This window comes from Streptomyces sp. HM190, assembly GCF_009857135.1.
In the GTDB taxonomy this organism is placed as follows: domain Bacteria; phylum Actinomycetota; class Actinomycetes; order Streptomycetales; family Streptomycetaceae; genus Streptomyces; species Streptomyces heilongjiangensis.
This window is the reverse complement of record NZ_CP047318.1, coordinates 4954946-4968111: the sequence shown is the minus strand read 5'-3', so window position 1 is coordinate 4968111 and position 13166 is coordinate 4954946. Positions and strand designations below refer to the sequence as shown.

Sequence of the window (13166 nt, the reverse complement as noted above, 5' to 3'; positions counted from 1 at the left end):
TGCGACATGCGTGTGCCCGGAGGGCGGCGCACGGGATGATCCGGGGATGACTGACGCGGCGGGCAGGACGACGGCACACACGCACGACGGGACGGACTCCACGGAGGGGCCCGCGGCGCACGAGCGGCACGAGCAGTCCGCGGCGGACGCGGCGGATCCGGCGGGCGCGGCCGGCGCGGCCGACGAGGCCGGCGGGGAGTCCGCGGCGATGTCCCGGTACCGGCGGCGGGTGGTCGCGCACCGCGCGGCGGACCGGGTGCTGTCGCGGCCGGGCGCCCTGGCGACGGTCCGGGAGCGGCTGGCCGTGCTGGACGCGGCCGGGGACCTGTACGACCTGGACGAGTCTGCGGACCTCTACGGCAACGGGGTCGTCGAGACCCTGGAGGAGCGGACGGCCGCGCTGCTCGGCACGGAGGCCGCCGCCTTCTTCCCGACCGGCACGATGGCCCAGCAGGTGGCCCTGCGCTGCTGGGCGGCCCGGACCGGGAACCCGGCTGTCGCACTGCACGCCCTGTCCCATCCCGAGGTGCACGAACGGAACGCGTTCAGCCAGCTCAGCGGGTTGCGCCCGGTCCGGCTGACGGGTGAGGCCCGGCAGCCGACCGCCGGCGAGGTCGAGGGCCTCCCCGAACCCTTCGGGACGCTGATGCTCGAACTTCCCCTCAGGGAGGCCGGGTTCGTGCTGCCGACCTGGGAGGAGCTGACGGCGCTGACCGAGGCGGCGCGGGAACGCGACGCGGTGGTCCACTTCGACGGGGCCCGACTGTGGGAGTCGGCCACGTACCTCGGCCGCCCGGTGGACGAGATCGCGTCCCTCGCCGACAGCGTCTACGTCTCGTACTACAAGTCCCTCGACGCCTACGGCGGTGCCGCGGTCGCCGGTCCCCGGGCCCTGGTCGAGGACCTGAGGACCTGGCGGCACCGCTACGGCGGCCAGCTGTTCCAGCAGTTCCCGACCGCGCTGTCGGCCCTGGTGGGGCTGGAACGGGAGCTGCCCCGCCTGCCGGAGTACGTCCGGCACGCGCGCGTGGTCGCCGCCGCGCTGCGCGAGGGGTTCGCCCGGGCGGGGGTGCCGTGGGCGCGGGTGCACCCCGAGGTGCCGCACACGCAGGAGTTCCAGGTGTGGCTGCCGTACGACGCCGACGTCGCCGCGGAGGCCGCGGTCCGGCAGGGCGAGGAGACAGGGACACTGCTGTTCGCCCGCGCCTGGGACAGGGGCGGTCCGGGACTGGCCGTCACCGAGGTGGAGGTGCGGGCGGCGGGGCTGGAGTGGACCGCGGAGGACGTACGGCGGGCGGCGGAGGACTTCGTGGCGCGGGTGGGGACGGTGGTCGAGGCGCAAGGGTGAGGCCCGTGCCGCGGGCAGAAGGGTGAGGCCGGTGCCCTGGGGGTCGCGGGCGAGGACCCTGGGGCGGGTCGCTGCGGGCGAGGACCCTGCTCGGCCGTGGCGGGCGAGGACCCCGCTCGGTCGTGGCGGGCGGGCGTCCGCGCCGGGGGCGTTGTCGGTGGTCGGGTGCACCATGGGGTCATGAGCGTGCGCATCGACATCACGGGGCTGCGGCCGGAGCGGGTGGCCTTCGTGCCCTCTCCCCTGGCCGAGCTCGGCATGGCGCTGCACGTGCTGGCCGAGCCGGGGCACCATCCGGGGGCGCAGGGCTGGGCGACCGGGGTGGCCGCCCGGCTCGATCCGCATCTCGCGGACCGGATGTGCGAGGCGGACTTCCTGTGGCGCACGACGTTCTCGGACCTGTTCATGCCGTTCGCCGGTGTTCCCGGCCGGGCCACGCTCCCCGGTGGGACCCTCGCCGAGGAGCTGGACCTGCTCGACAAGCTGACGGACGACCAGTTCGTGGACGCGGGGCTGGAGTTCGTCTGCACCCCAGGCTACGACGCGCGGAAGCGGGACGTGCTGTCCGATCCGGAGACGCGCCGGCTCGCCCTGGAGCTGGCCGCCGCGCGGGGGCCGCGGCAGGTGCGGTTCGCGCAGCGGCTGCTGGCGGACCCGCCGGCCGTGCGGGCCTGGCTGCGGCAGTTCCTGGAGGACTGCGACGAGGCGTTCTTCGCCGAGACGTGGTCCCGGCTGCGCCACACCCTCGCCGCGGACGCCCGCCACAAGACGGAGCTGCTGCGGCACAAGGGGCTGGCCGAGGCGCTGGGTGCCGTGTCCCCGTCGATCGCCCACGACGAGGCGGCGGCCCGGATCACCGTGGACAAGCTGGTCGAGAGCCGGACGGCCACGGAGGACGGGGGCCTGCTCCTGGTGCCGACCAGCCTCGGCCGGCCCCACCTCACCGTCCTGCACCGGTTCGGCTGGCAGCCGGTCCTGCAGTACCCGGTCGGTGGCGCCGAGCCCGTGGCGCCGCCGTCGGTGGAGCAGCTCGCGCTGCGCATGACCGCCCTGTCGCACCCGGTCCGGATGCGTCTGTGCCGCAATCTCGCCCGCAGCGCGTACACCACGGGCGAGCTGGCCCAGATGCTGGGCATGACGGCACCGGAGATATCCCGGCACCTCGCCGTCCTGAAGAAGGCGGACCTCCTGACGACCCGTCGCCGCGGCCGGTACGTCCTGCACCAGTTGGACGTGGCGGTGGTGGCCCGTCTCGGCAGCGACTTCCTGGAAGGGGTCCTGCGGTAGACGGGGTGATCTGAGCCGAACAGGTGAGCGACCCGCGCCGGTCCCGTCTGCGGCAACGGCGACCGAGGAGAGCGGACGGAACATGCGATGGACCGTGCGCGGCGAGCACATGCCGGGGAGGCTCACGGCGTCCGGTGCGGGGCGCGTGTCACGCCGGGGTCACGCTCCCGCGGACGGCGGGGAGCCGGCCGGCTCAGCCGTGGCCGCCGGCCCGCACCAGCCCGGTCTCGTAGGCGAGGACGACGACCTGGACGCGGTCGCGCAGGCCCAGTTTGGTGAGGATGCGGCCGACGTGGGTCTTGACCGTGGCCTCGGACAGGACGAGACGGGCGGCGATCTCGCCGTTGGACAGGCCCTGGGCGACGAGGATCATCACCTCGCGTTCCCGTTCGGTGAGCCGCTCCAGTTCCTTGTGCTCGGGATCGGCGGCGCCCGGCAGCATCGGCGCGAACCGGTCGAGCAGCCGCCGGGTCGTGGAGGGCGCGACGACGGCGTCGCCGCTGTGCACGGAACGGATCGCGGCGAGCAGTTCGCCGGGCGGCACGTCCTTGAGCATGAAGCCGGAGGCGCCCGCCTTCAGCCCGGAGAACGCGTACTCGTCGAGGTCGAAGGTGGTCAGGATGAGCACCTTCGGCGGGTTCGGTTCGGCGCAGATCCGGCGGGTCGCCTCGACGCCGTCCAGCTTCGGCATCCGGACGTCCATGAGGACCACGTCCACGGCCGTCGAGCGCACCGCCTGGAGGGCCTCGACGCCGTCGCCCGCCTCGGCCACGACCTCCATGTCCGGCTGGGCCGCCAGCACCATCCGGAAACCGGTGCGCAGCAGCACCTGGTCGTCGACGAGCATTACGCGGATCGCCATCGGGGTCCTCTTCCGTGTCCGTGGGGTGTCGCCGGGTGCCGTCCGTGACAGGTGTCAGCCGGAGGCATGATCGTGTCAGTGTGCGGGTTTGAGGGGCAGGAGGGCGCTGATGCGGAAGCCGCCACCGGGCCGGGGACCCGCGTCGAGCGTGCCGCCGACCATACCGACGCGCTCGCGCATCCCGATCAGGCCGTGCCCCTGGCCGTCCACGCCGCCCTCCTCGTACAGCTCGTGCGGGGCGCCCTTGCCGTCGTCCTCGACGAGCAGACCGAGCCCGTCGTCGAAGTAGACCAGCCGGACGCTCGCACCCGCGTTCGGGCCGCCGTGCTTGCGGGTGTTGGTGAGGGCCTCCTGGACGATGCGGTACGCCGTCAGCTCCACCCCGCTGGGCAGCGGGCGCGGGGTGCCCTCGATCTTGAAGTCGACGGGCAGCCCGGCGGTGCGGCACTGCTCCACGAGGTCGTCGATCTGCTCGACGTCCGGCTGCGGGACGTACTCGCCGCCCTCCTGGTGCTCGCCGGTGCGCAGGACGCCCAGCAGGCGGCGCATCTCGGCGAGGGCCTGACGGCCGGTGGAGGAGATGGTCTCCAGGGCCTTCTTCGCCTGGTCGGGGGCGGCGTCCAGCACGTACGCGGCACCGTCGGCCTGGACGACCATCACCGACACGTTGTGCGCGACGACGTCGTGCAGTTCCCGGGCGATCCGGGCGCGCTCGGCGGCGACGGCGACCTTGGCCTGCGCCTCGCGCTCCTTCTCCAGGCGGGCGGCACGCTCCTCCAGCTGCGCGAAGTACGCCCGGCGGGTGCGCAGCGAGTCGCCGAGCACCCAGGCGAGGGCGAACGGCACCGTCAGGATGACCGCGAGCACGGCGTTGCCGAGCATCCCCGACTGCTGGTCCTGCCACCGCATCTGCGCCAGCGGCGCCGCGCACAGCCCGCCGGCCAGGGCGAACCGGGAGGCCCAGCGGGCGCCGTCCGCGGCGACCGTGTAGATGACCACCAGCATCGCGAAGTCGGCCGGGATCATGGGCACGTCGAGGATCAGCTGCGCGAGGCCCGCGAGGGCGGCCAGCACCAGCGTCTTCTCCGGCATGCGCCGCCGCAGGGCGACCGCCAGGCACAGGGCCAGCGTGATCGGCACGAGAGCGGAATAGCTGACACCCACCGCGTGGTCGGTGTTGATAGGTCCGCCCAGCACGGACATCCCGAGCAGGACGAGGGCCCAGAAGGCATCGACCCATGTCGGGTGCCTGCGGAGGAAGTCATAGAGGCGCTGCACGTAACCCAGCGTAGGGAAGCGCGCGGCGCAGCGGGGTCAACCGGAGGATCGATCCATGACAGGGCCAAGTACTCCCCAAGGTGGAGGCGGCATAGCCTCTGGCGGCGAGGGATCACCGGGACGTCGGGAGGGTTGCGTGGCGCACGACCGCGGGTCGCAGGAGGCCGGCCGCTCCGCCGCGCCGGATCGGCACGGGTCACGGCCGTCCGCCCCCGGCGGGACGGGCCGGTGGCTGCCGTGGCGGGCCGCCACCGAGGAGGCCCTGTACGGGGCCCAGGGCTTCTACCGGCGGCCGGAGGGGCCCGCCGGGCACTTCCGGACCTCCGTGCACGCGTCCGCGCTCTACGCGGGCGCCGTGGCACGGCTGCTGTGCCGGGTGGACGAGGCACTGGGGCGGCCCCGCGAACTGGGGTTCGTGGACATGGGCGCGGGCCGGGGCGAGCTGGGCGCCGGGGTTCTGGCGGCGCTCCCCGCGGACGTGGCCGCCCGCACGCGGGCGTACGCCGTCGAGATCGCCGACCGGCCGGCGGGACTCGACGACCGCGTCGAGTGGCGGGCCGAGCCGCCGGAGCGGGTCCGCGGGCTGCTGTTCGCCAACGAGTGGCTGGACAACGTGCCGGTGGACGTCGTGGAGGTGGACGCGGCGGGCACGGCCCGGCTGGTCCTGGTCCGCGCGGACGGCCGGGAACGGCTCGGGGAGCCGGTCGGCGGCGAGGCGGCGGCCTGGCTGGAGCGGTGGTGGCCGACGGCCGGGGAGGAGGGGCTGCGGGCCGAGATCGGGCTGCCCCGGGACCGTGCCTGGGCCGCGGCCGTCGCGGGCGTCGAACGGGGGCTCGCGGTCGCCGTCGACTACGCGCACCGCGCGGACGCCCGGCCGCCCTTCGGGACGCTCACCGGCTTCCGGGAGGGCCGTCAGACGGCGCCCGTGCCGGACGGTTCCCGCGACATCACCGCGCACGTCGCCCTGGACGCCTGCGCGCTGCCGGGCGCGCGGCTGCTGACCCAGCGGGACGCGCTGCGGGCCCTCGGCGTCACCGCCGGCCGCCCCCCGCTGTCCCTGGCGGCCACGGACCCCACCGCGTACGTACGCGCCCTCGCGGCCGCCGGGGAGGCCGCCGAACTCACCGCGCCGGGCGGACTCGGCGACTTCGGCTGGCTGATCCAGCCGGTGGGCATCCCCCACCCGCTCGGGGACGGCGACACGGAGAACGCCACGGAGTACGGCACCGAGGACGCCACCGAGGACGGCACCGAGGACGCCACTGAGCACGGCACTGAGCACGGCACTGAGCACGACGAGACGTGCGACGGGAAGCAAGGCGGGCAGTACGACGGGAAGCGCGACGGCGCATAGACAGGGGTTCGCCGTCAGTCCACTTGTCGACGTATTCGTCGACGTGCTTGTCGATCTACTTGTCGATGTCCCCCACCACGAAGAACATCGATCCCAGGATCGCCACCATGTCGGCCACCAGGGTCCCCGGCAGCAGTTCCGTGAGGGCCTGGATGTTGTTGTAGGAGGCCGAGCGGAGCTTCAGCCGGTACGGGGTCTTCTCGCCCTTGCTGACGAGGTAGTAGCCGTTGATGCCGAGGGGGTTCTCGGTCCAGGCGTAGGTGTGGCCCTCGGGCGCCTTGAGGACCTTGGGCAGGCGCTGGTTGATCGGCCCGGGCGGCAGTTCGGCGAGCCGGTCCAGGCAGGCGTCGGCGAGGGCGAGGGAGACATGGGTCTGCTCCAGCAGGCACTCGAAGCGGGCGAGGCAGTCGCCCTCGTCGCGGGTGACGACCTTGAGGACGTCCTGGAGCTCCCCGTACGCCAGATAGGGCTCGTCGCGCCGCAGGTCGAAGTCGACGCCGGACGCGCGGGCGATCGGCCCGCTCACCCCGTACGCGTGCACGGCCTCGGCGGAGAGGACGCCCACGTCCCGCGTGCGGCCCCGGAAGATCTCGTTGCCGAGGACGAGGTCGTCGAAGACGCCCATGCGGGAGCGGACGTCCGCGACGGCGGCACGCGCGCGTGCGGTCCAGCCGGCCGGCAGGTCCTCCTTGAGGCCGCCGACGCGGTTGAACATGTAGTGCATGCGCCCGCCGGAGATCTCCTCCATGACGTTCTGGAGCTCCTCGCGCTCCCGGAAGGCGTAGAACACCGCCGTGATGCCGCCCAGCTCCAGCGGGTACGAGCCGAGGAACATCAGATGGTTCAGGACCCGGTTCAGCTCGGCGAGGAGCGTCCGCATCCAGACCGCGCGCTCGGGAACCTCCATGCCGAGCATGCGTTCGACACCGAGGACGACGCCCAGCTCGTTCGAGAAGGCGGAGAGCCAGTCGTGGCGGTTGGCGAGCATGATGATCTGGCGGTAGTCGCGGGCCTCGAACAGCTTCTCCGCGCCGCGGTGCATGTAGCCGATCACCGGCTCCGCGTGCGTGATGCGCTCGCCGTCCAGGACGAGCCGCAACCGCAGCACACCGTGCGTGGACGGGTGCTGCGGTCCGATGTTCAGCACCATGTCCGTGCTCTCGGCGGCACCGCCGATACCGACCGTCGTCTCTCTGGTCTCCGTCGGGGGAGTCATGGACACAGTCTGTCGTACGTACGCTGGCGGCATGGAGACGGGGACCGTGGAGGACGGCGCCGAGCGGGCGCAGGGCGAGCCGGTGTGGACGGGACTGCCGCGCGGGCTGCTTCGGATGAGACGACTGCTGCTGGTGGTGTGGCTGGGCCCGATCGCGATCGGTACGGGCGTTCTGCTGGGCTGGCTGGCGGGGCCCGGCTGGGCGGCGTTCGCGCTGCTGCCGCTGGGCCTGATGCTGTGGGGCTGGCCGATGCTGGGACGCAACTGGCGCTCCTGGCGGTACGCCGAGCGGGCCGACGACCTGCTGATCAGCCGGGGGGTTCTGTGGCGTGAGGAGACCGTCGTGCCGTACGGGCGCATGCAGTTGGTCGAGGTGACGTCCGGGCCGGTGGAAAGGCACTTCGGGCTGGCGAGCGTGCAGCTCCACACGGCGGCGGCCGCCACCGACGCCCGGATCCCCGGCCTCGAACCCGAGGAGGCGGAACGTCTCCGCGACCGGCTGACCCAGCTGGGCGAGGCCCGATCGGCGGGGCTGTGACCAGGCCGGCCCCCGGCGCCGACGACGCCGTGAACAGCACGCGGAACACGCCGTCGGCACACCGGGCGACGGCAGAGCACAGGGCCGCGGAGCATCCGGCGGCGGAACATCGGGCGGCGGAACATCGGGCCGGTGAGGACGCGCGGTCGTCGGCCGCCGAGGAACCGAGGGCCGCCGCACCCGAGCGACGGACGGACTCGTACGGGGACGGAGTCGGGGAGGACGCCGGGGACGGGGTCGGGTCCAGGGACGGAGCCGGGGACGGGGTCGGGGCCGGGGCCGGGGAGGTCTCCGGCGGGCCGGTGGCCGTCGTGGAGCAGCGGCTGCATCCCGTGACGCCGCTGCGGCGGGCCTGGGCGCCGGTGGCGGTGGTCATCGGCTGGGCGGTGCACGATCCCGACGGGGCGCAGCGCCAGCTCACCCGGCTGGACCCGTCCACCCTCCTGATCGGGCTGGCCGTGCTGGTGCCGGCCGCCGTCCTCTACGGCTTCCTGACCTGGTGGTTCACTCACTTCGCGGTGACCGAGAGCGAACTGCGCATCCGTACCGGCCTGCTGTTCCGCCGGACCGCCCACATCCGCCTCGAACGCATCCAGGCCGTCGACGTCACCCGCCCGCTGCTGGCCCGGATCGCGGGCGTCGCGAAACTCAGACTCGACGTCGTCGGCACCGACAAGAAGGACGAGCTGGCGTACCTCGGCGAGGGCACCGCCCGTGCGCTGCGCGCCGAACTCCTCGCCCGCGCGGCCGGTTTCGCCCCCGACACCGCGCAGGACGTCGGCGAGGCGCCGGTACGGCAGCTGCTGAAGGTCCCGCCGGGCGTCCTGGCCGTCTCCCTGGTGCTCACCGGCGCCACCTGGGGCACCCTGCTGGCTGCGGTCGTGGTGCCCTCGGTGCTGTGGATCGCCACGGAGAGCCTGTGGACGGTCCTCGCGACCGCGCTCCCGCTGCTCGGCGCGGCGGGGGCGAACAGCGTGGGCCGGTTCGTCGGCGAGTACGACTGGACGGTGGGCGAGTCCCCGGACGGCCTCCGCATCGACCACGGGCTCCTCGACCGCGCGCACGAGACGGTACCGCCCGGCCGGGTGCAGACCGTACGTGTCGTGGAACCGCTGCTGTGGCGGCGGCGCGGATGGGTACGGGTCGAGCTGGACGTGGCCGGGTCCTCGAACTCCGTGCTCATACCGGTCGCGCCGCGCGAGGTCGCCGAGTCCGTGATCGCCCGGGTGCTGCCGGGCGTGCGCGTGCCGGACGCGGCGGCGCTCCTGCGACCGCCGGCACGGGCCCGGTGGTGCGTGCCGCTGTGGTGGAAGGGGCACGGGCTGGCCGTCACCGACACGGTGTTCGCCGCGCGGCAAGGGCTGCTCCGCAGGCAGTTGGCGCTGGTGCCGCACGCGAAGGTCCAGAGCGTACGACTGGCGCAGGGCCCCTGGGAACGGTTCAAGCGCGTCGCCGACGTCCACGTCGACACCGGCGCGAACAAGACGGTGACCGCCCGCCTCCGCGACGCCACCGAGGCAGCCGTGCTCCTCCACGCCCAGGCCGAACGCTCCCGGACGGGGCGCCGGGAGGCGCTGCCGGACAGGTGGATGGTCTAGCACCGGCCCCCGGGACGGAACGCGGGTGCCGTGACACACCGAGGCCGCCCAGCGCGTGGCGCGGGCGGCCTCGGTGTGTCACAGCCGGTGTGGGTCGGCCGGGCAGGTCGTGCCGGGCAGGTGCCGGGCAGGTCGTGCCGGCGCTCTCAGGACGCCGCCGTCCGCAGGCCCTGGAGGTCGATCTGCTCCGTCTCGTCGTGGGCGGTGAGGTCGATGACCTGGCCGATCCCGCGGGCCGCCTCGTCCATGCGCTTGAACTGCGCCTCGGACTCGGCCTTGTGCAGTGCGAGCGCCTCCTGCCCGACCACGTCGGCGAGGTCCTCGTTCTGCACGGCCTCGATCGCGTCCGCCTCCTTCTGCGTGCCGAAGAAGTCGAACCCGCCCTCGACGGCCGTCCGCCGCTGCGGCGCCGCCGGGGCCACGGCCACGGCGGTCGGCACCGTGAAGTGACCGCCCGGCGGAACCGCCGGCGGCACGGGCCCCACGGGCTCCGACGACGACTCCGGCTGCGACGACTCCCGCTCCCGCTGCGGCTCCGTCTCGGACTCCGACTGCGACTGCGCGGGAACGGGCTCGGCCGGTACCGGGGCCGGCGGTACGGGCTGGGCGGCCGCGTGCTCGTGCTCGTCGACCGCCCCCGGCTTCCCCGCCGGATCGTCCTCCTCGGCGGTCACGGCCGGAACCCGCACCGCCTCGTCACCCTCGGCGGAACGTCCCTGCCGGGTGCCACCGCCGTTCGGCCCGTCCGGATCGTCCTCGGGCGTACCGCCCTTGCCTGAACCGGCCTTCACCGACAGCGCCTTGACGGGCGCGTCCGCGGTCACGCCCCCGGACACTCGCTCATCGCCCGCCTCGGCGGACTCGCCCGGCTCCGACGCCCGCCCGGCCTCGGGGGCGTCGGCGGCGGTCTCGGCCTCAGCCGTGGCCTGGCCCACGCCCTGGCCCACGCCGTCCCGTCGGCCCTGTGCCTCGGCCCCGCGCGCCTCATAGGCCCCGTCCGCATCGACCTCGGATTCCGCCCCGGCGCGCGACGCGTCGTCGGTCCCGGCCGTGGCCAAGTCGTCTGCGGCGACGGCCACTTCGGTACCGCTCTCCGTCTCCGCCGGCACCTCGGTCCCGGCCCTGACCTCGGCCTCGGTCCGTTGCCCGGAATCCTCCACCACGGCCACGGCCCCGGTGTCCGCCCCGTCGGCGACGCCCGCCTCGCCCGGGATCCGCACCTCGTCCTTCGCCGCACCCCGCTGGGTGATGATCCGCTCCAGCGCCGAGTTCGCCCGCAGCCACAGCGCGGAACCGGCCGGGGAGAACACCCCGGGCGCGGGCTTCCCGCCCTCGCCCTTCCCGTCCTCGACGTCCTCGATGCCGGCGTCCGCGTCGGCGTCGGCGTCGGTTTCGGTGTCGTCGGCGCCCTCGGCATCCGCTCCGGCACCGGTCGCCCCCGCCGCACCGCGCGCCCCCCAGGGAGCGCCCGCCGCGGGTACCCCCTGCGGCGGCACCGGCGAAGCCTGCGCGGCCGCACGGCCCCGAGCCGCACCCGCCGTGCCGGACGCGGCACCCGCCCCGGCCGTGGTGGACGCGGCCTGCGTGCCCTCGCCGCGCTCGCCGCCGGCCGTCAGTTCGCGTGCCCCCTCCGGGGCGACCGTCTCGATCTCCAGCAGGCGGCGGCCCTCCAGTGCGCTGGCCCGCTCGGTCTCGGCGGTGGCGTACCGGCGCAGCAGCGCGGCGTGTTCGTTGCGGAGGTTCGCCAACTCGGCCCGCTTGGCGCGCAGCTTGTGCTCCAGCTTGGTGCGCAGCTCGCGGGACTCCTCGAGGTCCGTCTCCAGTTCCGCGACCCGCTCCTCGTGCCGCCATTCGTCGCTCGCCCGCGCGCGCGTGAGGTCGGCGACGCGCTTGCCCGCCTCGACGTCCCAGCGGCGCATGACCGCGGCGCCCACGGCCGCAGTGGCCGCGGCGAGCGCCGCGAGGACCCGGAGCACCGCCGGCCCGGAGAACACCCAGGGCCCGAGGGCGCAGACGAGCGAGACGCCTGCGATCGCCGTGGGGGGCAGCAGCCTGTGCAGAGGCGGTGAATGGCGGTGACGTCCACGTGGCATGGCCAGAAACTTACCGCGCGTAGGCGAATCGTGGTGCCCCGGGCCGTAAAAACTCAGCCGCCCCTCTCACCTCTCACAAGCCTTCACAAGCTCCCTCACCACCCGAGCACCATTGCGCCCACCGGCGGCTCCTCTACTCGATCAACTCCCGTCATTCCAGATACGCCTTGGCCACATCCCGCTCTTTCGCCAACCGCGCAATTCGACGGATTCCACGGATTCCACGGATTCCACGGGCCTCACCGATCGCGCGGATCCCACCGATCCCACCGATCCCACCGATCCCACCGACCATGCCGATCCCACCGACCGCGCGGATCCCACCGATCCCACCGATCGCCTGGATCCCACCTGTCCCATGGAATAACCGACCGGCCCGGCCCCCACCCCCCTCACCGGTCGCTGAGCCTTCCGCTGAGCCACTGCAGGGTCGCCGGAATCTCCCGCCGCCATGTGTTGAAGTTGTGTCCGCCGCTGTCGAGGATGATCGACGAGATCCGCGTCGGCTGCTTCTCCTCGGCCAACGCGATGAAGTCCAGCGTGGCCTTGTAGTTGACCTCTCCCTGTTTGCTGCTGGTGACGAGGAGGGAGGTGTCGGGCGCGGACCGGTGCTTGAGGTACCAGAACAGATCGGCCTCGTTCCGCAGCGTCCTGTTCCCCCGGAAGAGATCACCGGTGGTCGGGTCGATCGGCGCCCTGTAGTACGGCGAGAGTCCCGCGCCGGCGGTGTACGTGCCCGGGTGGTGCAGAGCGAGCTTCAGCGCGCAGTACCCGCCGGTGGAGTCGCCGACGACGCCCCAACTGCCGGGCCGTCCGCCGACCCTGTAGTGGTGGCCGACCGCGTCGGGCAGGTCCCGCGCGAAGAACGTCTCGGTCTGCGGGCCGCCCGGCACGTCCACGCACTCGGTGTCGCGCGGCGGCGCCACTGTCGGCCGCAGCATGACCAGGATCATCGGCTGCGCCTCGCCGTCGCGGGCCAGCCGGTGGGCGGTCTGCGGGAAGTGCAGGCCCTTGATGAGCGCCTCGGCGGTGCCCGGGTAGCCGGTGAGGACGACGGCCGCCGGGAAGCTGCGGGTGCGGTACCGGGGCTGGAAGTACTCGGGTGGCAGATAGACGTACGCGGGGCTGGCGATCCGTGAGGTGCGGCCGACGATCTCGACCTTCTGGATCTGCCCGCCGACCGCGGGCCGGCCGCCGCCCGTCACGTCCACCGGCAGGGCGCCGAGGACCCGCAACGGGCCGCCGGTCCCGGCGCCGTCGTGGTCGACGACCACGCCCTGGCCGGTCTCCCGGCCGAGGAGGTCGGCCCAGTCTGCGTAGAACCCGAAGGCCTGGTTCGCGGAGAGGCCGACCGCCGCGAAGACGGCGACCTGCGTGGCCAGCAGCATCCCGACACGCGCGCACACGGGCCGCCAGCCCCGCCGTGCCAGCCTCGGCCACAGCCACACCGTGCCGACGAACAGCAGCACGGCGGACGTCACCGCCAGCACCAGCACGTTGTCGCTCGTAAGACCCATCGGGTTGTCCCCCGCCGTTCTTTCTTTCCCTGTCTTTCCCTGCCCTTTGGTTCAGCTTTCCGATGGAGACTGAAC

Annotated in this window: 10 protein-coding genes; 5 read left to right on the top strand and 5 right to left on the bottom strand. The window is 73.8% G+C overall.

Annotated elements, in window-relative coordinates; genetic code table 11:
* Positions 1-46 precede the first annotated feature (46 nt).
* Together GSY65_RS21165 and GSY65_RS21160 are read left to right on the top strand one after the other, a co-directional pair.
* The gene (locus GSY65_RS21165; protein ID WP_443043244.1) at positions 47-1348 is read left to right on the top strand and encodes a threonine aldolase family protein; all 1302 of its coding nucleotides are present in this window, start codon (positions 47-49) and stop codon (positions 1346-1348) included.
* Positions 1349-1528: 180 nt separating this feature from the next.
* On the top strand, positions 1529-2635 hold the full coding sequence (locus tag GSY65_RS21160) for a DUF5937 family protein (RefSeq protein WP_159771173.1): 1107 nt from the start codon (positions 1529-1531) through the stop codon (positions 2633-2635).
* Positions 2636-2828: 193 nt separating this feature from the next.
* Here GSY65_RS21160 and GSY65_RS21155 read toward each other — a convergent pair whose 3' ends face one another.
* Entirely contained in the window at positions 2829-3497 is a 669-nt protein-coding gene (locus GSY65_RS21155; protein WP_159771170.1) for a response regulator transcription factor, read from the bottom strand.
* A gap of 75 nt (positions 3498-3572) precedes the next feature.
* Positions 3573-4775 (bottom strand): sensor histidine kinase, encoded by a 1203-nt coding sequence (locus GSY65_RS21150; protein WP_159771167.1) that lies wholly within the window; start codon positions 4773-4775, stop codon positions 3573-3575.
* 55 nt (positions 4776-4830) lie between these two features.
* Between GSY65_RS21150 and GSY65_RS21145 the strand changes: the two genes are divergently transcribed.
* Entirely contained in the window at positions 4831-6129 is a 1299-nt protein-coding gene (locus tag GSY65_RS21145; protein ID WP_443043243.1) for an SAM-dependent methyltransferase, read from the top strand.
* Between the two features lie 55 nt (positions 6130-6184).
* Here the strand turns inward: GSY65_RS21145 and GSY65_RS21140 are convergent, their stop codons facing one another.
* Entirely contained in the window at positions 6185-7345 is a 1161-nt protein-coding gene (locus GSY65_RS21140; protein ID WP_159771161.1) for an NADH-quinone oxidoreductase subunit D, read from the bottom strand.
* Positions 7346-7376: 31 nt separating this feature from the next.
* On the opposite strand from GSY65_RS21140, the gene GSY65_RS21135 reads away from it, so the two are divergent.
* Positions 7377-7883: a PH domain-containing protein gene (locus GSY65_RS21135; RefSeq protein ID WP_159771158.1), complete on the top strand. Its 507-nt coding sequence runs from the start codon at positions 7377-7379 to the stop codon at positions 7881-7883.
* A 302-nt stretch (positions 7884-8185) separates the two neighbouring features.
* On the top strand, positions 8186-9481 hold the full coding sequence (locus GSY65_RS21130) for a PH domain-containing protein (RefSeq protein ID WP_159776215.1): 1296 nt from the start codon (positions 8186-8188) through the stop codon (positions 9479-9481).
* A 146-nt stretch (positions 9482-9627) separates the two neighbouring features.
* Here GSY65_RS21130 and GSY65_RS21125 read toward each other — a convergent pair whose 3' ends face one another.
* Both GSY65_RS21125 and GSY65_RS21120 read right to left on the bottom strand, forming a co-directional pair.
* Positions 9628-11475, bottom strand: coding sequence for a hypothetical protein (locus tag GSY65_RS21125; protein WP_443043300.1), 1848 nt, complete (start codon positions 11473-11475; stop codon positions 9628-9630).
* A gap of 491 nt (positions 11476-11966) precedes the next feature.
* Positions 11967-13091: an alpha/beta hydrolase gene (locus tag GSY65_RS21120; protein ID WP_159771152.1), complete on the bottom strand. Its 1125-nt coding sequence runs from the start codon at positions 13089-13091 to the stop codon at positions 11967-11969.
* Positions 13092-13166: the final 75 nt, after the last annotated feature.

Excerpts from the sequence above, each read along its gene's own strand:
- GSY65_RS21145 (WP_443043243.1), top strand. The coding sequence starts at position 4,831 with ATGACAGGGCCAAGTACTCCCCAAGGTGGAGGCGGCATAGCCTCTGGC.
- GSY65_RS21135 (WP_159771158.1), top strand. The coding sequence starts at position 7,377 with ATGGAGACGGGGACCGTGGAGGACGGCGCCGAGCGGGCGCAGGGCGAG.
- GSY65_RS21160 (WP_159771173.1), top strand. The coding sequence starts at position 1,529 with ATGAGCGTGCGCATCGACATCACGGGGCTGCGGCCGGAGCGGGTGGCC.
- GSY65_RS21140 (WP_159771161.1), bottom strand. The coding sequence starts at position 7,345 with ATGACTCCCCCGACGGAGACCAGAGAGACGACGGTCGGTATCGGCGGT.
- GSY65_RS21120 (WP_159771152.1), bottom strand. The coding sequence starts at position 13,091 with ATGGGTCTTACGAGCGACAACGTGCTGGTGCTGGCGGTGACGTCCGCC.
- GSY65_RS21155 (WP_159771170.1), bottom strand. The coding sequence starts at position 3,497 with ATGGCGATCCGCGTAATGCTCGTCGACGACCAGGTGCTGCTGCGCACC.
- GSY65_RS21165 (WP_443043244.1), top strand. The coding sequence starts at position 47 with ATGACTGACGCGGCGGGCAGGACGACGGCACACACGCACGACGGGACG.